Genomic DNA, 23,548 nt, shown 5'->3' on the forward strand with positions numbered 1-23,548 from the left:
TTGATGCGCCTTTTTGTAATTTAAAGGAGGCGAAAATAATAATATTCTCTGGCTCCTGCTGGCAAAATTAAGGATTCCCTTAATTACTGCCCTCTCTATTTGTAAAAAGCACTGTTAAACAGTGCTTTCTTACAATAGCCTTACAAAGGCTGCATTGCTAACTTTCTTAGTTAACAGCGTCTTTTAGAGCTTTACCAGCTTTAAATGCTGGAATGTTCGCTGCAGCGATTTTGATCTCTTTACCCGTTTGAGGGTTACGACCAGTGCGCTCTGCGCGTTGACGCACTTCGAAAGTACCGAAACCAACAAGAGCAATCTTATCGCCTTCTTTTAGGCCTTCAGTAACTGCGCCAATGAAAGAGTCTAATGCACGGCCAGCAGCAGCTTTAGAAATGTCAGCACCAGAAGCGATTTTCTCGATTAGTTCAGATTTGTTCATGTCATCCCCTTGAATGTAATTTGTGCGCCGCACCCAAATTCTTGTCTAGAGCGGTCTGCGGAGGCTTTTTATAACAAGCTTAGAACCAAAGTTCAAGCCTTATAGGAAAACCAAATAAATAAATTAGGATACTACTCAAAACCAGTCACTCCAAGGGCTGGAGCGACTGACTCTCCACAGACTTAGGCTACCACAGCTTGATACTTAGGTAAGCCCTTTTTACTGTTTTTTTAAGGCAATCCTGCAATTTATTGCGTTAGTCCACGTTTTCTACGACTTCGAAGCCTTCAACTGGTCGCTCAAGCGCCAATTTCAATACTTCATCAACCCATTTGACAGGGTAAATTTTTAGATCGGCAATGACGTTTTGTGGGATTTCTTCCAAATCACGTTCATTTTCTTTTGGAATTAGAACAACTTTCGTACCGCCACGGTGTGCAGCTAGAAGTTTTTCCTTTAATCCACCAATCGGTAACACTTCACCGCGTAGGGTAATTTCACCGGTCATAGCAACATCTGCGCGAACAGGGTTACCGGTCAGGCTTGAAACGAGTGCTGTACACATAGCCGCACCCGCTGATGGGCCATCTTTTGGCGTTGCGCCTTCAGGTACGTGAACGTGAATATCACGTTTCTCGTAAAAATCTGGATTAATGCCAAGCTGTTCTGCGCGAGCTCGAACAACTGTCATAGCAGCTTGAATCGACTCTTGCATCACATCGCCAAGTGAGCCGGTATAAGTTAGCTTGCCTTTACCAGGCACAGATGTGGCTTCAATAGTCAGCAAGTCACCACCAACTTCAGTCCACGCCAAGCCAGTGACCTGACCAATCTGGTTGTTCGACTCAGCTTTACCGTAATCACAACGCTGTACACCTAAGAATGACTTAAGGTTGTCTTGGTTGACTTCAATATGCTTAATACTCTTATCAAGCAAAATGTTCTTAACCACTTTACGGCAAATCTTCGACAGTTCACGCTCTAGCGCACGCACACCTGCTTCACGGGTGTAATAACGAATAATGCCGATAATAGCACTATCGTCTACCGTCACTTCTTTGGCTTTTAGACCGTTACGCTCAATCTGCTTAGGCAACAAGTGCTGCTTAGCGATGTTAAGTTTCTCATCTTCGGTATAACCCGATAGACGAATAACTTCCATACGGTCTAATAGCGGACCTGGAATATTCATCGAGTTAGATGTTGCCACGAACATCACATCAGATAAGTCGTAATCGACTTCCATGTAGTGATCGCTAAATGCTGAGTTCTGCTCTGGATCTAATACTTCAAGTAGTGCAGATGCAGGATCGCCTCGCATGTCGCTACTCATCTTATCGATTTCATCAAGCAAGAATAATGGGTTTTTAACGCCCACTTTAGACATCTTCTGGATTACTTTACCCGGCATAGAGCCAATGTAAGTACGACGATGACCGCGGATCTCCGCTTCATCACGCACGCCGCCTAATGCCACGCGCACATACTTACGGCCTGTCGCCTTAGCGATTGATTGGCCCAATGAAGTCTTACCCACGCCTGGCGGACCGACTAAACAAAGAATGGGACCTTTAAGCTGCTTAACTCGGCTTTGAACCGCTAGATACTCTAAAATACGCTCTTTAACTTTCTCAAGACCAAAGTGATCGGTATCGAGTACGTCTTGCGCTTTAGCTAAGTCACGTTTGATTTTAGAGCGCTTATGCCAAGGCACTGACACCATCCATTCAACGTAACTTCTCACCACAGTTGCCTCAGCAGACATAGGTGACATCATCTTCAACTTATTCAGCTCAGCAGAGGCTTTTTCTTTCGCCTCAGTAGGCATTTGCGCCTCTTCAATCTTTTTAGCTAAGCTTTCAAACTCATCATGAGACTCGTCAATATCGCCAAGCTCTTTTTGAATAGCCTTCATTTGCTCATTCAAATAGTACTCGCGTTGACTCTTCTCCATCTGCTTTTTAACACGACCACGAATACGCTTCTCAACCTGAAGTAGGTCAATTTCCGATTCCATCATCGCCATTAAATATTCGATGCGCTCGCTTACATTGACCATCTCAAGCACTGACTGTTTGTCTTCAAGCTTAAGTGGCATGTGCGCAGCCATGGTATCTGCAAGTCTTGCCGCTTCATCAATCCCCGACAGTGAAGTAAGTACCTCTGGTGGGATCTTCTTGTTCAGCTTGATGTAACCTTCAAACTGGCCAACGGCTGAGCGAACGAGGACTTCCTCTTCTTTCTCTGAAAGTGGCTCAGACTCAAGGTAGTGAGCTGTCGCCTGAAAGATATCTTCCTGCTCGATATAGTTTTCGATGCAGACTCTTTGCCCGCCTTCGACTAATACCTTTACGGTGCCATCAGGAAGTTTTAATAACTGCAGGATTGACGCAACAGTACCTACATCGAAAATGTCATCGCTTGTAGGGTCGTCTAACTCAGCATCACGCTGGGCGACTAAAATAATTTGTTTACCTTGATCCATTGCTTTTTCTAAGCAACGAATAGATTTTTCTCGACCGACGAATAACGGAATTACCATGTGGGGATAAACCACCACATCTCTTAGTGGTAGTACGGGTAGTTCGATTCGCGCATCACGCTCTAGGGTCATAGCTCGATTCCGTTTTTTATGATTACTTATGAGTATATTGGGATGATTAGATAGGTTTCAATGGTGAAAAAGAATTAATTAAAGAAGTGTACAAAAAAGGAGCCATATAGGCTCCTTTTAGACTCACAGTCTGATTTTAGACGAGAGATTATTCCGCTGTTGCGGCTTGTGCTTCGTTATTAGCATAAATCAGAATTGGGCTTGACTCGCCTTTAACCACTGACTCATCGATAACAACTTTAACCACATCATCAGTCGATGGTAGATCATACATGATATCGAGTAAGATCCCTTCAACGATTGAACGAAGACCACGCGCACCAGTTTTACGAGTTTGTGCTTTAAGAGCAATCGCTTTAAGCGCATCGTCTCTAAATTCAAGCTCTACATTTTCCATCTCAAATAATGCAGCAAACTGTTTAGTGATCGCATTCTTTGGCTCAGACAAGATCTGAATCAAAGCTTCATCGTCAAGTTCTGACAGTGTCGCAAGTACAGGTAGACGGCCAATGAACTCTGGGATCAAACCGAACTTAACTAAATCTTCTGGCTCCACTTCTAGTAGCGTATCAGAGATAGTCTTCTTATCAGCTTCACCTTTGACTTCAGCGCCAAAACCAATACCCGTACCAACATGAGCGCGTTGCTCAATGACTTTTTCAAGACCGGCGAACGCACCACCACAAACAAACAAGATCTTAGAGGTATCAACCTGTAAAAACTCCTGCTGTGGATGCTTACGACCACCTTGTGGTGGCACAGCAGCGATAGTACCTTCAATCAGTTTCAATAAGGCTTGCTGAACACCCTCACCCGATACGTCACGAGTGATTGATGGATTGTCAGACTTGCGACTGATTTTATCAATCTCATCGATATACACGATACCGCGCTGTGCTTTCTCTACGTCGTAGTCACACTTTTGCAGTAGCTTTTGAATGATGTTCTCAACATCTTCACCAACATAACCCGCTTCGGTAAGCGTAGTTGCATCAGCCATAGTAAATGGCACATCAAGCACTCGTGCAAGCGTTTCTGCTAACAAGGTTTTACCGCTACCCGTTGGGCCAATTAGCAAGATGTTACTCTTACCAAGTTCTACGCCATCTTTAGGGCTAGCATTTCTAAGGCGCTTGTAGTGGTTATACACTGCGACAGCAAGAACCTTCTTAGCCTTATCTTGACCAATTACATAATCATCCAAGTGTGCTCTTAGCTCATGAGGCGTAGGCAACTTGTCTTGATCTTGCTTTGGTGAGATCTCTTTAATCTCTTCTCTAATAATGTCATTGCAGAGTTCAACACACTCATCACAAACATATACAGAAGGTCCAGCAATGAGTTTTCTTACCTCATGCTGACTCTTGCCACAAAAAGAGCAGTACAGCAGTTTCCCGCCGTCACCGTTACCTTTGTCTTCACCCATTACTTTACCTCTGTTTGCAGCAATTCTACTGCCTATATCTTATCGTTACTTCTTATTTGAGCATAGCTCAGAGAAGAGTAAAAATCAGCCTCGTTTTGCTATCACTGAATCGACTAAACCGTATTCAGCAGCTTCTGTAGCGCTCATGAAGTTATCACGGTCAGTATCACGTTCAATCACTTCAAGTGGCTGGCCAGTATGCTCAGCAAGCATAGTGTTTAACTTATTCTTAATGCCTAAGATCTCTTGAGCATGAATAGCAATATCCGACGCCTGACCTTGGAAACCGCCTAATGGCTGATGGATCATCACTCTAGAGTTTGGTAAGCAATGACGTTTGCCTTCTGCACCGCCTGCTAACAAAAATGCGCCCATGCTCGCCGCTTGACCAATACACACAGTGCTAACGTTTGGCTTAATAAACTGCATTGTGTCATAAATCGCCATGCCCGCAGTTACGCTGCCGCCTGGTGAGTTGATGTATAGGTAAATATCCTTATCTGGGCTCTCTGACTCCAAAAACAGTAACTGAGCAACGATAAGGTTAGCCATATGTTCTTCAACTTGGCCAACAAGAAAGATTACTCGCTCTTTCAAAAGGCGAGAATAAATATCATATGAACGTTCACCTTTAGCTGTTTGTTCAACAACCATAGGAACGAGTGCGTTAAGTACTGATTCTGGCGCTTTGTGCATGATTAACTTCCCTAAATAAAAATGGCCCGCATGAGGAACCTCATACGAGCCATTATAAATGGCTAATAGCCATTTAAGTCAAGCGATGGTTACGCGCGACCTGTAGCCTTGTTCATAAATTCTTCAAAGTTGACTGCTTTTTCAGTCAAAGTTGCAGTTTTTAACAAAGCTTCAACTGCTTGCTCTTCTAGAGCAACGTTGCGCATGTTTTGCATTAGCTCTTCGTTACCATTGTAGTAAGCTACAACTTCACTTGGATCTTCGTAAGCAGAAGCCATTGAAGCGATCAAACCTTGAACACGCTCGTCTTCAGCTTTTAGCTCGTTAGTCTTGATCACTTCGCCAAGTAGTAGACCTACTTTAACGCGACGTGCAGCTTGCTCAGTGAACAGGTCAGCTGGTAGCTCAGGCATGTTTGCAGCTTGGTCGCCGAAACGTTGCATAGCTTGCTTACGCAATACTTCTACTTCGCCGTCGATTAGTGCTGTTGGCAATTCGATGTCGTTTTGCTCAACTAGACCATTAAGAACTTGCTCTTTAACGTTTGCTTTAAGCGCTTGCTCAAGTTCACGGCTCATGTTCTTGCTAATTTCGCCGCGTAGTGCGTCGATGCCACCTTCGGTAATACCGAATAGTGTAGCGAACTCGTCGTTAACTTCTGGAAGGTTAGCAGCTTGAACTTCGTTAAGAGTAATAGCGAATGTCGCTACTTTACCCTTAAGGTTTTCAGCGTGGTAATCTTCTGGGAAAGTCACTTCGATGTTGAACTCTTCACCTGCTTTGTGACCTTCAACACCAGACTCGAAGCCTGGGATCATACGGCCGCTGCCAAGTTGAAGTTCGAAATCATCAGCCTTGCCGCCTTCGAATTCTTCGCCATCGATAGAACCAACGAAGTTGATCTTAGCTTTGTCGCCTTCAGCTGCTGCACGATCTGCAACTTCAAAAGTAGCGTGTTGGTTACGAAGCGTTTCAATCATTGCATCAACGTCTGCTTCAGTTACTTCAGCAGTAGGCTGTTCAACAGTGATTGACTCTAAACCTTTTAGTTCAACTTCTGGGTAGATTTCAAAAGTAGCAACAAACTCAAAGTTTTCGCCTTCAGTTGAACCAGGAGTTAATGTAGGTGCGCCTGCAGGGTTTAACTTCTCAGCAATGATTGCTTCAACGAAGTTGCGCTGCATCACTTCACCAGTGATATCTTGACGAATAGCATTACCATAACGCTTATTAATAACGCTTACAGGTACTTTTCCTGGACGGAAACCTGGGATGCGGGCACGCTTAGCTTCGCTTTTTAATGCTTCTTTAACAGTGTTCTCGATCTGCTCAGCAGGTACAGAAATTGTTAGGCGACGCTCTAAGCCTTGTGTGGTTTCTACAGAAACTTGCATTTTTTTACCTCGAAATATGTCTATCGTCCTTTGCAATAGTCGAAAACTCAACTATTCAGGTATTCGTTTCTTGATCCATAAATTTAACCAAAATGCCCATAAATACTGACGATCGGCACAGGTATCTTTTAGTTGATAATTATCAAGACGCGACATTATAGCTATGGAATGCGCCCGAGTCGAGCCTCAAAGCGTGATTTACAGGCGTAAAAAAAGCGACCTAGGGTCGCTTTTTAAACTTCTTTACAGAATGAGTGGGGTGACTGATGGGGTTCGAACCCACGACAACCGGAATCACAATCCGGGACTCTACCAACTGAGCTACAATCACCACAAAATGGTACGCCCGGCAGGATTCGAACCTGCGGCCACCCGCTTAGAAGGCGGGTGCTCTATCCAACTGAGCTACGGGCGCTCGGCAATGAAATAAATTTCATTTCCTGAACTGGGCAACTAACGTTCCACGTTAGTTTAAATGTGGTCGGTGATAGAGGATTCGAACCTCTGACCCTCTGGTCCCAAACCAGATGCGCTACCGGGCTGCGCTAATCACCGAAATTTTGAAACCTATTGTAAAGTACGTTTTCACGCTGGGACACCCTTTACTGTTTCTGGCCCTCAAGGACAACAACTTGCTGCTCGGTGAGGACGGAGCGCATAGTATCCCCTCTTCTAAATATCGTCAACGCCTTTTTTAAAAAAAGATGTTCACATGGCGATTTAACAGCCCGATAGATTTAGTTTTAACCTTTTCGCAGAATTTAGCAGCAAAGTTCGCTATCTAGTCGAAATAAACCGCTGACTCTATCCTTATTTTCTCAAGAGCTTACTTAACTCAACCGCTAAAATAGAAGCTCTTCCTTTATATAGGTCATTAGCTTTTATCCGCAATATAAAGCACTACGTTATTATCCGTATATTAGAATTGTTTGTTAATAGTCTAAATCAATGACACCTTTGGCACGTCCTGTTAAAATGTCGGCGTTTTCCATTATCGCGCCGTATAAAGGACACCAACCCCAATGACAGCCCAAAACATCGATGGTAAGGCCATTGCCCAAACCATTCGAACGCAACTCAAAGATAAAGTCACCGCCCGCAAAGAGGCAGGAAAAAGAGTCCCTGGTTTAGCCGTAATTCTTGTTGGCGCAGATCCTGCCTCACAAGTATATGTTGGCAGCAAACGTAAAGCTTGTGAAGAAGTAGGCTTTATGTCGCGCTCTTACGATTTAGACAGCAGCATTTCTGAAGATGCGCTTTTGTCATTAATCGATGAATGTAATAACGACCCAAGCATTGATGGTATCTTAGTGCAGTTACCACTGCCTGAGCATATCGAAGAATCAAAAGTCATTGAACGTATCCGTCCGGATAAAGATGTAGACGGTTTCCACCCTTATAATGTTGGTCGTCTTGCACAACGTAGCCCTGTACTACGTTCATGCACGCCAATGGGCATTATGACATTGCTTAAGGCTACCGAGATTGATACCTATGGTTTAGACGCATTAGTAGTAGGTGCATCTAACATTGTAGGGCGCCCTATGGCACTTGAGCTTTTATTAGCAGGTTGTACAACGACCATCTGTCATCGCTTTACGCGTAATTTAGAAGATAAAGTTAGACGTGCTGACTTAGTGGTTGTTGCTGTTGGTAAGCCAGGCTTTATTCCTGGTGATTGGATCAAACCAGGCGCTGTCGTCATCGATGTGGGTATTAACCGCCTTGAAAACGGTCAACTGGTTGGCGATGTTGAATTTGATGTTGCTTCTCAGCACGCGAGTTTCATTACTCCGGTACCGGGTGGTGTTGGCCCAATGACTATCGCAAGCCTGTTAGAGAACACTTTATATGCTTGTGAGCAATATCACGATTAACTGGAGGTTCTAGGTTCTAGGTTCTAGGTTCTAGGTTCTAGGTTCTAGGTTCTAGGTTCTAGGTTCTAGCAAAATGTTCCTGACCTAGCGAGTAAAAAGATACCACACCTTTCCATCCATGGGGTGAGGAATAAGTGCTCCAGACCTAGTTACTCAAAAAAAGAAAAGCCTGCATTAGCAGGCTTTTTTGTATATTTAGTTATGCGGCTTATTGCTAAGAATTACTTCTTACGCCAAGTGGTGCCTTCTGGACCATCTTCTAAGATCACGCCTAATGCATTTAAGCCGTCACGTGCAACGTCTGCTGCAGGCCAATCTTTTTCTGCACGAGCGCGATTACGCTCAGCGATTAATGCTTCAATCTGTGCAACTTCATCATCGCTACCTTCACCTTTAAAGAAGGTATCTACGTCTTGGCCTAGAATACCTAACACATCACCAAGTTCTTTTAGGGCAACACCTAACGCAGAGGCTTGGGCCATATCAGTCGCTTTCAGGCGGTTGATCTCACGCACCATATCAAACAGCACTGAATAGGCTTCTGGTGTATTAAAGTCATCATCCATCGCAGACTTAAACTTAGCCACGAACTCCTCAGCTGGTGCAGCAGCAACCGTTAAATCTAAATCTTTAAGCGCGGTATAGATACGCTCAAGGCCAGATTTTGCCTGCTTTAAGTTGTCTTCAGAATAGTTCAGCTGACTGCGGTAATGGCCTGACAACAAGAAATAACGCACTGTAGTCGCGTCGTAGTGACCTAATACATCACGAATGGTGAAAAAGTTATTCAAAGATTTTGACATCTTTTCTTTATCTACCATCACCATTCCCGTATGCATCCAATAGTTTACATACGGCGTGTCATGGGCACAGCAAGACTGAGCAATCTCATTCTCATGGTGCGGGAACTGTAGATCAGAACCGCCGCCATGAATGTCGAAGTGATTACCTAAATGTTTGCTGTTCATTGCAGAACATTCAATGTGCCAACCAGGGCGACCTGGTCCCCATGGTGATTCCCATGTAGGCTCACCTGGTTTTGACATTTTCCATAATACGAAATCCATTGGATCGCGCTTTGCGTCTTCAACTTCTACTCGAGCGCCCGCTTGTAGCTGCTCAAGATTCTGCCCTGATAAACGGCCATATTCAGGGAATGAAGACACGCTGAATAATACATCACCGTTTGAAGCCACATAGGCATGCTCACGTTCGATTAGTTTTTCAACCATATCAATAATTTCTGGCATATGCAGTGTCGCGCGTGGCTCGTTATCTGGACGTGCCATATTAAGCGCATCAAAATCACGGTGCATTTCACCAATCAAGCGCTCAGTTAATTCATCGCAACTTTCTTTGTTTTCATTGGCACGCTTAATGATTTTGTCATCGACGTCAGTAATATTGCGCTGAAAATTAACGTCATACCCGCTATATCTTAGGTATCTAACTATCATGTCGAAAGATACAAATGTACGTCCGTGGCCAATATGACATAAATCATAGATGGTCACCCCACACACATACATGCCAACCTTTCCTGGTTGTAGTGGCACAAACTGCTCTTTTTGGCGGGTCAGACTATTGTAAAGCTTCAACATTGATTATTCTCTTCAACGGCTAAAATTAAAAATTAGTTTTCCAGTTTACCATTGCAAAAGTCGCTGTTCCAAGCTGTTTTCACGTTGAAAGTTCGCAAAAACGAGTAGATATGGCGCATCTACGCCAGTTTGCGATCTTATACCTATAATCATTAGACAATTTCTTTGACGCTCTGCTTAAATTCAGTGCAAACACCCTGCAGAACAGGTGTAAATTTGACAACCTAACCACACAGCACTTTATGGCGTTCGGCAATTACGTTAGAATCCAGCCATAATCGACAACGTATTCAATAACGAGAGTTTTAAATATGATCACACTGCATACCAATCACGGCGAAATCAAGTTAGCCCTAGATGCTGAAAAAGCACCAAACACTGCGGCTAACTTCGTTAATTATGTTAAAGAAGGTTTCTACGACGGTACAGTTTTTCACCGTGTAATCGACGGTTTCATGATCCAAGGTGGTGGTTTCACGGAAGACATGGGCCAAAAACGCCCTAACGAAACAATTGAAAACGAAGCTAACAACGGTTTATCGAACAAAATCGGTACTATCGCTATGGCTCGTACTTCTGATCCACATTCAGCTACAGCTCAGTTCTTCATCAATGTTGGCGATAACACTTTCCTAGACTTTAAGTCAGAGTCTGCACAAGGCTGGGGTTACTGTGTATTTGGTGAAGTTGTTGAAGGTATGGACGTAGTTAACAAGATCAAAGCAGTTAGCACTGGCAACCGTGGCATGCATCAAGATGTTCCTCTTGAGACTGTTATCATCGAAAAAGTGACTATCGAAGAGTAATAACACCTCGATGCGCACTCTATTTGTGGGCGATTTGCACTTAAGTGCTGATCGCCCCGATATCACCCAAGCTTTTCTTGAATTTCTCGATACTCAACTTCACGACACCGATGCTTTATATATACTTGGTGATCTGTTTGAAGTCTGGGTTGGCGACGATATCGCTGAACCTTTCGCGAGCCAGCTTGCTAAATCGATAAAAAAAGCCTCACTTAAGCTGCCGATCTATTTTATCCATGGCAACAGAGACTTTTTAATTGGTAATGAGTTTGCTAAGCGCAGCGGAATGACATTATTGCCAGAAGTGCATACACTCGATTTATACGGCGTATCTACTGTTATTTTGCATGGCGACAGCCTTTGTACTCTCGACAAGGCTTATCAACGATTTCGTAAGTTCCGTAACTTAAGTTGGGCAAAATGGCTCTATGCTCATTTGCCTAAATCTAAACGTCTCGGTATTGCCGCAAAACTACGAAATAAAAGCCAAAGCAGTAATCAGCAAAAAAGCTATACCATTATGGACGTTGAGCCTATAGCAGTGCTTGAGCTACTTGATAGCACCCAAACTCAGCAAATGATCCACGGTCACACACATCGCCCGGCAATCCATGAACTGAGTAATGGTAAACGCCGAATAGTTGTTGGTGATTGGTATGAGCAAGGCAGCATGCTCACTGTTAGCCAAGATAATATTGAGTTAATCGAGCTACCTTTCGGCAAGTAATCATGACTTGCCGTTATTTCGCTCATTCTTAGCTGACGTAAACTTAAGCTACCTCTGCATTTGCACTCACAATCGGTGCTCCGCTATGAAACTTAAAATCTTCATCGTCTGCAGATATTAACTCCGCTTCGACTTGGGCAAAATGCGCAACGCGGTCACTGATATCAGTATCAGATATGGCTTGTGCTAGGGTTAAGTAGTCTTGGTAATGACGAGCCTCTGAGCGCAACAGCGAAATATAAAATTTCTTCAGTTCCTCATCCAAATGCGGCGCCAGTTTGGCAAAGCGTTCACACGAGCGTGCCTCAATAAATGCGCCAACAATAAGCTTATCAATTAAAGTTACAGGATCATGAGTTCGGACTTGTTTCATCATGCCTTTAGCATAACGACCGGCTCTGGCGCTTTGATAGGCAATACCGCGATTATGCATAATTTCTAACACTTGCTCGAAATGATGGAACTCCTCTTTAATTAGGCGCACCATTTTAGCTATCAAGTCTTCGCTATGGGCAAAGTCACTACGCCCAATTAACTCAGCAGCTAACTCATTCTTTTTACTGTTGTTGCCTAAAAATGTCTCTATATTTCGATCTTGGCTGTAGACAAAGTCAGAATAAGGCTTAGCCCAAGCTTGCAATACTTGGCCACTTTGCTCGTCCACCGCGTATTTACGAACGACAAACATCGCGGTCTGAGCGGCTTTTAATTCACAGTTGCAGTGATCTATTAACAGCCCCTTTAATCGCTCAGGCTTTTTCGCTTCATCAATCCAGCTATCTGGTGTTTCGCATTTCAAAAAAGTATTAATTGGCGCTAATAGTTGCTGCATAGCTAAGTTCATTTGGGGTCCATCGCGACTCTAACAATAGAGGGGGATTTTATCAGCTATTTTCTGCAGAGTCTTAGCTTAACACCTATGCTTAAGTCGATAGGCTTGACTCTACGCAGATTTTGTTCAATAAATAACCTTAGAGCTGTAACAAGTTCGTCTGCAGTTTGGCGAGCCAAATTAACTATAAAAGCTAAAAGCCAACGAGGATAACTATAATGATATTGAATCACTTAATGGGGCTATACACTCATCCGAAAGAAGAGTGGCAAACAATTGAAAAAAACCACGAGGCATTACGCAGCAGTTTGAGCCACATCATCATCATCGCGCTTATTCCTGCTATTTGTTCATTTATTGCCACATCACAAATCGGCTGGGACTTAGGCGTTGGCGATCGTCAGTTCCTAACGACCCAAAGCGCGTTATTCATGTCCACGGGGATGTATTTCGGATTAATTGCCGGAGTCTTTGCTTTGGCCTATCTTGCTTTCTGGATGGCAAAAACATTCGACGCAAAACCTAGCTACACCCAGGCTCTAGAGCTTGCCGCCTATACTGCTACACCGCTGTTTATGGTGGGACTAGCTGCACTTTATCCAACGCTTTGGTTTATTATGGTTATTGGCCTAGCTGGCCTCGCCTATTCGGTTTACCTGTTGTACACAGGTGTTCCCATCATAATGAATATCCCTGAAGAGAAAGGCTTTATTTATGCCAGCTCAGTAGTCACTGCAGGGTTAGTGTTATTGGTCGGACTCATGGCTTCAAGCGTGATCCTTTGGAGCATTGGCTTTGGCCCTATGTATCAGTAATACCAATTAGTATAAAGATTTGGTCGCTCAGCGAGAGTTTAGCGGCACTGAGACCAGGCAACGAGTGAAGAGCATAGTTATTCTACGTTTAAGCTTGTTAACGCAGTATCAGAGCCGCTAAAACTCGCCATTCTGGAGCGTTTTTGGCTGCCTACTTCTGCGTTGAATAACTTCACAAGGGAGCAACCATTCTTTCAGTTATTCGCCTTGAATTAGTTTGCCAAAAACGCTCTGAGTAGATCAACTTCTTATACTGATTGGTATAATCTAGTCCAAATCAATAAAATGCAAGCAACAAAAAGCCGACATAATGTCGGCTTTTTTAATGCTAAAACTTAATGGCTATTAAGTCTTACTCAAAAGTATCTCTTAATGGCACGGTTAGGTTAAACACTAACGCGTCCTTTGTAGAGTCTTTGCTGTCGGCGCAGAAGTAGCCTTCACGCTCAAACTGGTAAGCTTTTTCAGCTTCAGCATTCACAAGACTTGCTTCAACTAGACCATGCTTAATGGTCAATGAATGTGGGTTTAGCACTTCATCAACAGATTCAGCTGCAGCAGGATTAGGGTCGCTGAACAATCTTTCATACATGCGAAGCTCTGCTGGTTTTGCAGTCGTTGCTTCAACCCAGTGAATAACGCCTTTAACTTTACGACCGTCACTTGGGTTTTTACCCAAAGTCTCGTCGTCATAAGTACAGAAGATAGTGGTGATGTTGCCATCAGCATCTTTCTCGCAGCGCTCAGCTTTGATCACGTAAGCATTACGCAAACGTACTTCTTTGCCTTGCACTAAACGCTTGTACTTCTTGTTGGCTTCTTCACGGAAGTCGTCTGCATCAATAAACAGTTCACGGCCAAAAGATAGCTCGCGCTTACCCATCTCTTCCTTGCTAGGATGATTAGCCGCGTTGATGATTTCAACTTGGCCTTCAGGGTAGTTTTCGATAACCACTTTAACTGGATTAATCACAGCCATTGCACGTGGTGCAAAGTCGTTTAGCTCTTCACGAATACACGCATCAAGCATGGCGACTTCGACCATGTTGTCTTGCTTAGTCACGCCTATGCGCTTACAGAATTCACGGATAGAAGCTGCAGTGTAACCACGACGACGGTAGCCAGCGATTGTTGGCATACGCGCATCATCCCAACCTGTTACCAAGTTGCGAACGACTAAATCATTAAGCTTACGCTTAGACATTAATGTGTATTCAAGATTTAGTCTTGAAAACTCATACTGACGTGTTCTGTTTGGCGCTTGGAAATCATCTAAATGATCTAACACCCAGTCATACAATCTACGGTTGTCTTGGAATTCAAGGGTACATAGAGAGTGAGTGATGTTTTCAATCGCATCAGAAATACAGTGAGTGAAATCGTACATTGGGTAAATGCACCATTTGTCGGCTGTTTGGTGATGATGAGCAAAACGAATACGGTAGATGATTGGATCACGCATACACATAAACGGTGATGCCATATCAATCTTAGCGCGCAGTGAACACTCACCTTCTTTGAACTCACCTAAACGCATTTTCTCAAATAGCGCTAAGTTTTCTTCAGGTGTGGTGTCACGGAACGGGCTGTTTTTACCTGGCTCTTTAAGCGTGCCACGGTACTCACGAGTTTCGTCACCGTTTAAGAAACATACATAAGCTAAGCCTTTGTTGATTAACTCAACGGCATACTGATGTAGTTGATCAAAGTAGTTTGACGAATAGCGAATGTCACCATCCCACTGAAAACCGAGCCACTGCACATCAGCCTGAATAGAATTAACGTAATCGATATCTTCTTTTTCAGGGTTGGTATCATCAAAACGTAAGTTACATTGACCTTTGTAGTCCTGTGCAATGCCAAAGTTTAGGCAGATAGACTTAGCGTGGCCGATGTGAAGAAAGCCGTTTGGTTCTGGCGGAAAACGAGTTTGTACACTCGAGTGCTTACCCGTGGCTAGATCTTCATCTATGATATTACGTATGAAGTTACTAGGACGTACTTCAGTGTCCACATGACTCATGGAATTCCTCTTTGCGAACGATGATTAAAGACTAAAAACGCATAATCCTACAGTTTCTGTAAAGGATCAACGACTGAGGCTTAAAAACCTACTTTACTGGCTATAGCATAAGCACATATAGCGCAAAAAGCAGCGAATTATCGCTGCTTTTTATTACTTGATAACAGTATACGCTATTCGCGTTATTCCGTAATCACTTTAATGCCTGGAATAATCGTCTGGGTTTTCTTACCCTTTCTCTTAAGCCAAACATAAAATACCACCAGCGCCACAGTAAAGAAACCAATCCAAAGGCTTGATTGCAATGGGTGCTGTGCAAATGTTGCCGCTTGATAGAACACTGTTGCCACGCCGTAAGCTAAGCCGAATGTCCACAGACCCGCAAATGCTGCCCAGCGTCCACCAAACTCATTAACTAATGCGCCCATTGCCGCTACACATGGTGTGTACAATAGAACAAATAAGAGGTAAGCAAATGCAGCAGTTACACCTGCAAAGCCAGCTTGCAATGCACCGAATGTAGAAGTATCAACTTCTAACTCTTCTGATGCTGTTTCTAACGATGACACATCACCAACAGAGATTGATAGTGGATCTTCCGGTGCAATACCAAATAAGTTTTCAGGAATCGTAGCTAACGCTTCTGTTAGCGTTTCGCTAAATGGTGCTAGCTCTTCATCACCTGCACCAGCATCTGAATAAAGGCTGTTCAAGGTACCAACAACCGCTTCTTTAGCAAAAATGCCCGTGATGATGCCAACAGTGGCAGGCCAGTTATCTTGCTCAACACCCATTGGCGAGAACAAAGGCGTTACTTTTTGGCTGGCAACACTAAGAATCGATTCAGAGCTATCTTCATGGCCAAATGTACCGTCAACACCAATAGCGTTAACAAAGTTAAGTAGAGTTACAACGATAACAATCGTCTTACCTGCGCCCATGATAAAGCTCTTAGTTCGCTTACCTGTGCGCGCCATTACCGTTTTGAACTTTGGCTTTTCGTAACTTGGAAGCTCCATCACTACCGCGCTGCTTGAGCCTGGTAATAATGTGTTACGTAGCAATAAACCTGTACCAATCGCGGCAAAGATACCTATGATGTATAGTAGGAATACTAGATTTTGCCCCGACTCAGGGAAGAAGGCAGCTGCAAATAATGCATATACTGGCAGGCGTGCACCACAAGACATAAAGGGTGCCATCATACCGGTCACAATGCGCTCACGCTCACTGCCCAAAGTACGAGTAGCCATAATCGCAGGTACTGAACAACCAAAGCCCACAATCATAGGCACAAAAGCACGGCCCGGTAGGCCAATACGGCGCATTAAGCCATCAACTACAAACGCAGCGCGCGCCATGTAGCCAGAACCTTCTAATATCGATAACGCTAAGAATAACGCTGCGATCACCGGAATAAAGGTCGCAACGGTTTGAATACCTTGACCCACACCACCAGCAATAATAGTGACTAACCATGTTGGCGAACCAAGGCTAGTCATAAATGCGCCTAAGTGATCAACAAATAATGCGCCTGCTGTAATATCGAAGAAATCAATAAATGAACTGCCCACGTTAATACTGAACATGAACATTAAATACATAACAAATAAGAAAACCGGAATACCTGCAACCGGATGCAGCACAATTTTGTCCAGTTTATCGGTAAAGGTTTCGCGATTATCGCTATCTACTGAACCAGTAAAAACACGCTCAACAAAGTCAAAACGCGTGGTAGCAACCATGATTTCGATATCTTTGCCTTGGCTCGATAGAGCTTGAGAGTATTGCTCAACTTCGCTTGCCATTTGGCTATTTTTACACTTACCACAACCTAAACCATTAGCTAGCATAGCGAGTGCGCGGCCGCGGCTTAATGAGTCATCTTTAGCTAATAAGCTAGTTACACCAGATTCAATTTCAGTGTCGTAATTAAGTACTAGTGGTGCTTCAGATACCTTGCCGTCAAGTAGCGCTACAAATTGCTGTTTGACCTTCTCGATGTCTTTTTCTTCACGAGAACATACAGCGACCACAGGGCAGCCTAGCTCTTCGCTCATTTTAACTACGTCAATCTTAATGCCACGTTCAAGCGCTGCATCAATCTTGTTTAATACAACCACCAACGGAATGCCCAACTCACGTAGCTGCACAGTTAAATATAGGTGGCGTTCGATATTAGTCGCATCAACAAGGTTAATGATGCCGTCAATAGGTTGATCAGCTAGATACTGCTGGGCAATTTGCTCGTCTAAAGAGCAATCACAGCTATTACCTGCTGGCAAAAGATCGTAAATCCCCGGTAAGTCCGTTAAAAATACGTCAGTGCCTTGTAGTGCAAACTGACCGGTCTTTTTCTCAACGGTTACGCCTGACCAGTTACCCACTTGCTGGTTAGAGCCTGTGAGCGCATTAAATAGTGTAGATTTACCCGCATTTGGGTTACCAACAGTGACACAGTTAAATTGTTTAGCCATTCGCTTTTTCAACCTCAATAATATCTGCTAAATCGCGACGCATACATAATTTACTGCCACGGATATCCAGTTCAACGCCCGAGCCCATAGGTGCTCTTCGGATCAAGGAGAATCGAGTATTAGGGGTGATCCCCATCGAAAGGAGTTTGCGTTTGACTACGGCTGGCAGGTCGATTTGACCTACTTGAGAAATTCTGGCGATATCGCCTGGATTCAATTCACTTAACTTCATTGTGCATTCCACCTATTTACAGGCCCCGACTCTCTTTGAATTAATGTTGATTTTAAAGGAGGCAAACAAGTAATAACTTTACCTAGATCAACATTTGGAACTGTAAACGATAATAATTTTCAATTGTGTTCGCCATTATGTGACAAAACTCTCAACTAATAAACGCATTAATTAAGAATGGTTAGTATTTCTAAAAGTAAACGATTCTCCTTTACCGACACCCGAGTGTGACATAGATCACATAAACCCCTTAAATCCTTTAGTAATCAGTTAACTCACCAAATAAACCCTCATTAATGTTATGGAATTGTCACAGACCTGTTCTATCATTCGGTATTAGTAATTTACCAAATTACTAATATATAGCTGAGCGAGTGTGAATAATTAAAATATCGCTTATAAAAGCGAGTGGAGTGAATGATGAGCGAGAACACGGGATGGTTCACGGGAAAAGTCGTGCAACTGATATTACTGACTTTAATCAGCTGCAGCTTCAATGCAATGGCAACCCCTTGGGATAACCAAGATCCTGCAGAAGTAGAAGCTATATTAGATAAGAAGTTTGCAGAAGGCCAATATTCTTCAAAGGGGGCAGACTCCTGCTTAATGTGTCACCGAAAGAGCCCAAAAGTGATGGAACTGTTTGACGGGGTACATGGAAGTGATGTTCAAGGTTCACCAATGGCAGATCTTCAATGTGAAGCTTGTCACGGCCCTCTAGGAAAACATAACCGTGGCGGTAAAGAACCTATGATCACATTTGGTTCAGACTCTCCTATTCCCGCTCAGAAACAAAATAGTGTTTGTATGAGCTGTCATAACGATGACAAGCGTATGGCTTGGGAGGGCAACCATCATGATAATGCCGATGTGAGCTGCGCGAATTGCCACCAGGTGCACACAGGTCACGACCCCATCTCGGACAAGAGTACTGAGGTAGCCGTTTGTACTACTTGCCATACTCAACAAAAAGCCGATATCAATAAACGCTCTTCTCATCCCTTAAAATGGCAACAAATGGTGTGTAGTGATTGCCATAATGCTCACGGAAGCTTGGCGGATGCCAACCTAAAACAGATGAGTATTAACGAGAATTGTTATTCATGCCATGCAGAAAAGCGCGGTCCAAAACTTTGGGAGCATGCTCCTGTCACAGATAACTGCGCAACTTGCCACAATCCACACGGTAGCGTAAATGAAGCCATGTTAATCAGCAAACCTCCCATGCTTTGCCAACAATGTCACTCATCGGTCGGTCACACTTCAAACGCAGTATTTGGTGGTAAGCCTAACGCTTTTAATGCCGGACAAAGTTGCATGAACTGCCATTCGCAGGTCCATGGCTCTAATCATCCATCTGGCAAGCTGCTACAGCGCTAACAAGGAGTGGCCGTTATGTTTGGAATAAACAAAAATATCAACACAGGGCAACAACTATCCATACTCGCGCTTGCAATTAGCGCCAGCATCTCGCCTGCATTTGCTGATGGCTATGGTCTGCAAAGTGCCAACCGAGAAAAGGCTGACACTAGCAAGTGGGAATGTAAACGCTGCACCATTGAATCTGGTTTTAAAGGCACTATAGGTATTGGTGCAGCCTATAACGATGCATCGGACATCAACTTTGGTAATGTCACTGGCACAGATACCGATGGTGCAGTTGGGCACTTAGAGGCAGATTTAGTTAATAAGTCCGAATCTGGCTATGAAACAAGCTTTACAGCCAACAAGCTCGGTTATGACACTGGCAGTGCAAGGATTGAAACAGGCAGACCCGGGCAGTATCAAATAGCCTTAGGTTATCGTGGCCTAGCTAATTACCAAAGTAACGACGCACTTTCGCCTTATACAAACAGCGGTGACAGTTTGACATTACCTGCTAACTGGCAAACAGGCGCAACAACCTCACTGATGCCGACGTTACTCGACGATATAAGAGATATTGAGTTAAAGACTCAAAGAGATCGCTTCTTAGTCGATGCTTCATATCAAGGCGCTTTTTACCAAGCCGATATCAACTTTCAACACGAAGAAAGAGAAGGTAAACGCGCATTTTCTGGCAACTTCCTTACCAATAGTGCCATGCTCGCCCAGCCAATCGATGACAGTACTGATGAGCTCGGGGCCAAGATTTACTTCAACGGTAAAGGTTGGCTCGTTGGTATAGATTCAAGCTTCAGTCAGTATAAAAACGATCATGATTCGATTATTTGGCAAAATGCATTTAGCCCGACATTTGGCGCCGCCTACGAGGGGCAAAGCGCGGTATCGCCAGACAATAAGGCTTACCGCATTGGCGCGAATGCACAACTCAGTGGTAATGGCCATCAAGTGCTGATGCATTTAGGTGTTGCCAGCTTTACTCAAGATGATGCCTTCTTACCAGCCACTATCAATGGCCCTAGTCCCGCCCTGCCAACAACAAACCTCGATGGCAAGGTCGATACAACGGATATGAAACTCAAATACTCGAGCCGTCTAGCTAGAGGCCTGAGTATTAGAGCCAGTTATGATTACTCTGATAGAGACAACAAAACAACTCAACAACCCTACCCTCAAGTAATAACTGACAGCTATTTCTCAGGAACAGCAATTAATCCTGAGTATGACAGAACTAAACAACTAGCGAAGCTTGCTGCAAAGTACCGCTTTAATCGTGACGTCTACCTTGATGCGGGCTATCAATATGATCACAACGACTATAGCGATTTAGACCGTGACTCCTTAAAGCAGAACGGGCTCTTCGCCAAGTTGAACTATATCATTACGCCTTCTTGGTCCGCCTGGTTTAAGGCCGACTATAAAGATAGAACCGGCAGTGCATATAAAGCCGTCAGTTCGACATCAAGTCTAAGTAACCCTTATTTAAGAAAGTCGTACCTTGCAGACAGAGAGCGCCAAGAATACCGCCTCAGCGTTAACTACAATCCGCTATCTGCGTTATCGGCCAGTGCCAATGTGCATATCAGTAGTGACGATTATAACGATACATTAGTCGGCCTCACCAAAGTCGATACACAAGGTTACGACATTTCGGCTAATTACCTTTTCAGCGAAGACTTCATTGTAAACGCTTACCTTAATCAAGATTGGCGCGATAGCGATCAGGCTGGCAGCAACAATTTTAGCCTGCCAAATTGGTACGCCAATACAGATGAAACTTCAACATTAGTTGGCATAGGTTTCGATTACTTACAGCTTTTAGATAAAAAGCTCGATCTGGGATTGGATTACAGCTACTCCGATGGCCAGAGTGATACCGAGATAACCCAAGGGTTAACTTCCCCTTACGGCGACTACTTTGCCGAGAAGCACAACATCAATGCTTTCGCCAAGTACCAGATTGGCGAAAAAATGGCCTTACGTTTTGATTGGATATTTGAAAACTATAAAGATTCAGATTGGCTAAACCAAGGTTTAACGGTCGATTCCATCCCTAATGTCTTAACGTTTGGCGATCTTAGCCACAATTATAGTGCTCATTATGTTGGCCTAACATTTAGCTACGAATTATAGCCTTGAGATAGCAACGTTAACTATTAGCTACCAGCAAGTGCCAAGTCAATAAAAAGGAATTCAAGGACATCAATATGAAACGAGTCACTCAATCACTAGCAGCAAGAATGTTTCCACTTGCGCTACTAGCTATGTTAGCAGGCTGCGGCGGAGACGATGGTAGCCCAGGTAATCCCGGCGAACCTGGAGGGCCACCAGCGACTGAAATAAACAGTCTCAACATCACGGTAAATGAAGTGTTATTTGAATCAGGTGTCGCAACGGTAAATTACCGTATTACCAATGAAAGCGATGAACCCGTTGTCGGTATTCCATCAGCTACCTACATTGCGGCTCAGCTTTTACCTCAAGGCTATACCAATGCAGGGAATGCCAGTCAGTGGCAGTACTTCACCTCCGAATCTTGTTCTAGCAGTTGTGACGGCGAATTTGTTGACCATAAAAATGGTAAGTACAGCTATACATTTAGCGGTGCATTCGATGGCATGAACGACATAACCTATATCAATGGAGCCACTCAGCGTGTGGTGGTAAAAGTTGGCGGTGATACATTGCCTGATGGTACTGACTTGCCAATCACTAATCAGCATTATGATTGGCAAGATAATGGCAGTGAGCCCGCCTACACCCGTAACCTTATCGAAATGAGCACCTGTAATACTTGCCATAACGACTTGGCTTTTCATGGCAGCAAGTATGATGAGGTCGAAACCTGCGTGACTTGTCACAATCTCACTAAAGTCAATAATCCAGGTAATGTGTTCGCCCCTATGGTGCACACTAAACACCTTACTGGCTTTCCTGTATCACTTGCAGACTGTCAAACTTGTCACGCAGCAGATGAAGCGCTTACAGAGAATATGAACTGGGCACGCGTGCCAACCATGGAAGCCTGTGGTAGTTGCCATACCAACATCGACTTCCCTGCTGGTCAAGGGCACCCAACTCAAACTGATAACAGTAATTGTGTTGCATGCCATAACTCTGATTGGACTAAGAGCGCTCACAGCCAAGCAGATACAGATGCGGTACTTGGGCAGTTTAATGCAGAAGTGGTCAGTGCTGAACTCGTTGGCGATGCTGTTAACTTCTCAATAAGACTATCGAACCCGGCAACGAATGAGATTTATAGCGATAGTGCCGACCAGCTTAACTTCATCAATGACCTTCGCGTATATGCCAACTTCGGTTTAAGTGTTGACTACACAACACGTTCCGCCAAGTCAATAAAACTGCAAGATACAACGCCAATATCAGGCAGCAATGGTGTCTACCATTATCAAATTGCAGGGCTCACTCTAAGTGCAGAGCCAGCATCTGATAAAGGCACCCTCGCCCTACAAGGTAAGCTTTGTAGCACTGAATCTATGTTAGCTGACTGCGCTGATACGGACACCACTACTACGATAAAGTCTAGCCATCAATTCTTTAGCGCCACAGCCATAACAGAGCAAGGCCGTAGAGTTGTTGTCACCAATGAGACCTGTGGCAGTTGTCATGGCGATCAGCAGCTGAATTATCATGGTTCACGTAACGATTTAGAAGGGCAATGCCAGCTTTGTCACAACCCTAATATGCAAGCCGATGCGACCGTAACAAACCCTGGCGCTTCAACAGCAGATTATAAGCATCTCGCTCATACGCTACATGCAGGGTCTCGCGAGAGTTACCCTAATATCAATTACCCCGGCAATATCGGTAATTGTGCTCAGTGCCATACTACCGATGAGTCAGGCATTTTAACGGCAGCGCTCCCACTTAACAGTGCAGTGCAGCCACTTGCCTTTAAAGATGGCACCTTTACTAGTGCAACATCAGCTATTTGTAGTGATTGTCACTTAAGCGACACAGCTATAAACCATATGACACAACAAGGCGGGGTATTTAAAGGGTCTAAGGCCGATGCAACTGCAGGAACAGAAAGCTGCGCAACCTGTCATGGACAAGGCGCAGCGGTCGATGTGTTAAAAGTTCACCCTATAAAATAAAAACTTGTCGCCCTAGAAAACAAATTTTAGGGCGACATATTTTGTGATGAGAAAACGATTTGTGACGCAAATAATTAGTGACAAA

Annotated in this window: 17 protein-coding genes and 3 tRNA genes; 7 read left to right on the top strand and 13 right to left on the bottom strand. The window is 44.0% G+C overall.

Annotated elements, in window-relative coordinates; genetic code table 11:
- Positions 1-166 precede the first annotated feature (166 nt).
- The 8 genes from hupB to K5Q73_RS08990 all read right to left on the bottom strand — a co-directional run bounded on the left by hupB (position 167) and on the right by K5Q73_RS08990 (position 7,124).
- The gene (gene hupB, locus K5Q73_RS08955) at positions 167-439 is read right to left on the bottom strand and encodes a nucleoid-associated protein HU-beta (RefSeq protein WP_012155904.1); all 273 of its coding nucleotides are present in this window, start codon (positions 437-439) and stop codon (positions 167-169) included.
- 256 nt (positions 440-695) lie between these two features.
- The gene (gene lon / locus K5Q73_RS08960) at positions 696-3,053 is read right to left on the bottom strand and encodes an endopeptidase La (RefSeq protein WP_220760426.1); all 2,358 of its coding nucleotides are present in this window, start codon (positions 3,051-3,053) and stop codon (positions 696-698) included.
- 148 nt (positions 3,054-3,201) lie between these two features.
- The gene (clpX, locus tag K5Q73_RS08965; protein WP_220760424.1) at positions 3,202-4,479 is read right to left on the bottom strand and encodes an ATP-dependent protease ATP-binding subunit ClpX; all 1,278 of its coding nucleotides are present in this window, start codon (positions 4,477-4,479) and stop codon (positions 3,202-3,204) included.
- 84 nt (positions 4,480-4,563) lie between these two features.
- The gene (clpP, locus tag K5Q73_RS08970; RefSeq protein WP_012155907.1) at positions 4,564-5,175 is read right to left on the bottom strand and encodes an ATP-dependent Clp endopeptidase proteolytic subunit ClpP; all 612 of its coding nucleotides are present in this window, start codon (positions 5,173-5,175) and stop codon (positions 4,564-4,566) included.
- 89 nt (positions 5,176-5,264) lie between these two features.
- Positions 5,265-6,569: a trigger factor gene (tig, locus tag K5Q73_RS08975; protein WP_220760422.1), complete on the bottom strand. Its 1,305-nt coding sequence runs from the start codon at positions 6,567-6,569 to the stop codon at positions 5,265-5,267.
- A gap of 255 nt (positions 6,570-6,824) precedes the next feature.
- Positions 6,825-6,900 (bottom strand) — tRNA-His (locus K5Q73_RS08980).
- Between the two features lie 7 nt (positions 6,901-6,907).
- Positions 6,908-6,984, bottom strand: a tRNA-Arg gene (locus tag K5Q73_RS08985).
- 63 nt (positions 6,985-7,047) lie between these two features.
- A tRNA-Pro gene (locus K5Q73_RS08990) sits at positions 7,048-7,124 on the bottom strand.
- 467 nt (positions 7,125-7,591) lie between these two features.
- Here K5Q73_RS08990 and folD point away from each other — a divergent pair.
- Positions 7,592-8,446: a bifunctional methylenetetrahydrofolate dehydrogenase/methenyltetrahydrofolate cyclohydrolase FolD gene (gene folD / locus K5Q73_RS08995; RefSeq protein ID WP_220760420.1), complete on the top strand. Its 855-nt coding sequence runs from the start codon at positions 7,592-7,594 to the stop codon at positions 8,444-8,446.
- 221 nt (positions 8,447-8,667) lie between these two features.
- Here folD and cysS read toward each other — a convergent pair whose 3' ends face one another.
- A complete protein-coding gene (cysS, locus tag K5Q73_RS09000; protein ID WP_220760418.1) occupies positions 8,668-10,047 on the bottom strand; it encodes a cysteine--tRNA ligase in 1,380 nt (459 codons plus the stop codon).
- A 311-nt stretch (positions 10,048-10,358) separates the two neighbouring features.
- Between cysS and K5Q73_RS09005 the strand changes: the two genes are divergently transcribed.
- Complete coding sequence (locus tag K5Q73_RS09005; RefSeq protein ID WP_220760416.1) at positions 10,359-10,853, top strand: peptidylprolyl isomerase; 495 nt, start codon at positions 10,359-10,361, stop codon at positions 10,851-10,853.
- Between the two features lie 10 nt (positions 10,854-10,863).
- A complete protein-coding gene (locus K5Q73_RS09010) occupies positions 10,864-11,580 on the top strand; it encodes a UDP-2,3-diacylglucosamine diphosphatase (RefSeq protein ID WP_220760415.1) in 717 nt (238 codons plus the stop codon).
- A 43-nt stretch (positions 11,581-11,623) separates the two neighbouring features.
- Here the strand turns inward: K5Q73_RS09010 and miaE are convergent, their stop codons facing one another.
- Entirely contained in the window at positions 11,624-12,412 is a 789-nt protein-coding gene (gene miaE / locus K5Q73_RS09015; RefSeq protein WP_220760474.1) for a tRNA isopentenyl-2-thiomethyl-A-37 hydroxylase MiaE, read from the bottom strand.
- A 218-nt stretch (positions 12,413-12,630) separates the two neighbouring features.
- Here miaE and K5Q73_RS09020 point away from each other — a divergent pair, with 218 nt between their 5' ends.
- The gene (locus K5Q73_RS09020) at positions 12,631-13,227 is read left to right on the top strand and encodes a Yip1 family protein (RefSeq protein ID WP_220760414.1); all 597 of its coding nucleotides are present in this window, start codon (positions 12,631-12,633) and stop codon (positions 13,225-13,227) included.
- Positions 13,228-13,579: 352 nt separating this feature from the next.
- Here K5Q73_RS09020 and glnS read toward each other — a convergent pair whose 3' ends face one another.
- The 3 genes from glnS to K5Q73_RS09035 all read right to left on the bottom strand — a co-directional run bounded on the left by glnS (position 13,580) and on the right by K5Q73_RS09035 (position 17,959).
- The gene (glnS, locus tag K5Q73_RS09025; RefSeq protein ID WP_220760413.1) at positions 13,580-15,250 is read right to left on the bottom strand and encodes a glutamine--tRNA ligase; all 1,671 of its coding nucleotides are present in this window, start codon (positions 15,248-15,250) and stop codon (positions 13,580-13,582) included.
- Between the two features lie 182 nt (positions 15,251-15,432).
- Positions 15,433-17,727, bottom strand: a complete 2,295-nt coding sequence (gene feoB, locus K5Q73_RS09030; protein WP_220760412.1) for a Fe(2+) transporter permease subunit FeoB — start codon at positions 17,725-17,727, stop codon at positions 15,433-15,435.
- The gene (locus K5Q73_RS09035; RefSeq protein ID WP_220760411.1) at positions 17,720-17,959 is read right to left on the bottom strand and encodes a FeoA family protein; all 240 of its coding nucleotides are present in this window, start codon (positions 17,957-17,959) and stop codon (positions 17,720-17,722) included. The genes feoB and K5Q73_RS09035 overlap by 8 nt, the downstream gene beginning before the upstream one ends.
- Before the next feature lie 420 nt (positions 17,960-18,379).
- Between K5Q73_RS09035 and K5Q73_RS09040 the strand changes: the two genes are divergently transcribed.
- The 3 genes from K5Q73_RS09040 (at position 18,380) to K5Q73_RS09050 (ending at position 23,463) form a co-directional block, all read left to right on the top strand.
- Positions 18,380-19,339: a DmsE family decaheme c-type cytochrome gene (locus K5Q73_RS09040; RefSeq protein ID WP_374706829.1), complete on the top strand. Its 960-nt coding sequence runs from the start codon at positions 18,380-18,382 to the stop codon at positions 19,337-19,339.
- A gap of 15 nt (positions 19,340-19,354) precedes the next feature.
- A complete protein-coding gene (locus K5Q73_RS09045) occupies positions 19,355-21,475 on the top strand; it encodes an MtrB/PioB family decaheme-associated outer membrane protein (RefSeq protein WP_220760406.1) in 2,121 nt (706 codons plus the stop codon).
- A gap of 74 nt (positions 21,476-21,549) precedes the next feature.
- On the top strand, positions 21,550-23,463 hold the full coding sequence (locus K5Q73_RS09050) for an OmcA/MtrC family decaheme c-type cytochrome (RefSeq protein ID WP_220760404.1): 1,914 nt from the start codon (positions 21,550-21,552) through the stop codon (positions 23,461-23,463).
- The last annotated feature ends 85 nt before the right edge of the window (positions 23,464-23,548 follow it).

The sequence above is a fragment of the Shewanella sp. MBTL60-112-B2 genome, from assembly GCF_019655055.1.
Lineage (GTDB): Bacteria > Pseudomonadota > Gammaproteobacteria > Enterobacterales > Shewanellaceae > Shewanella.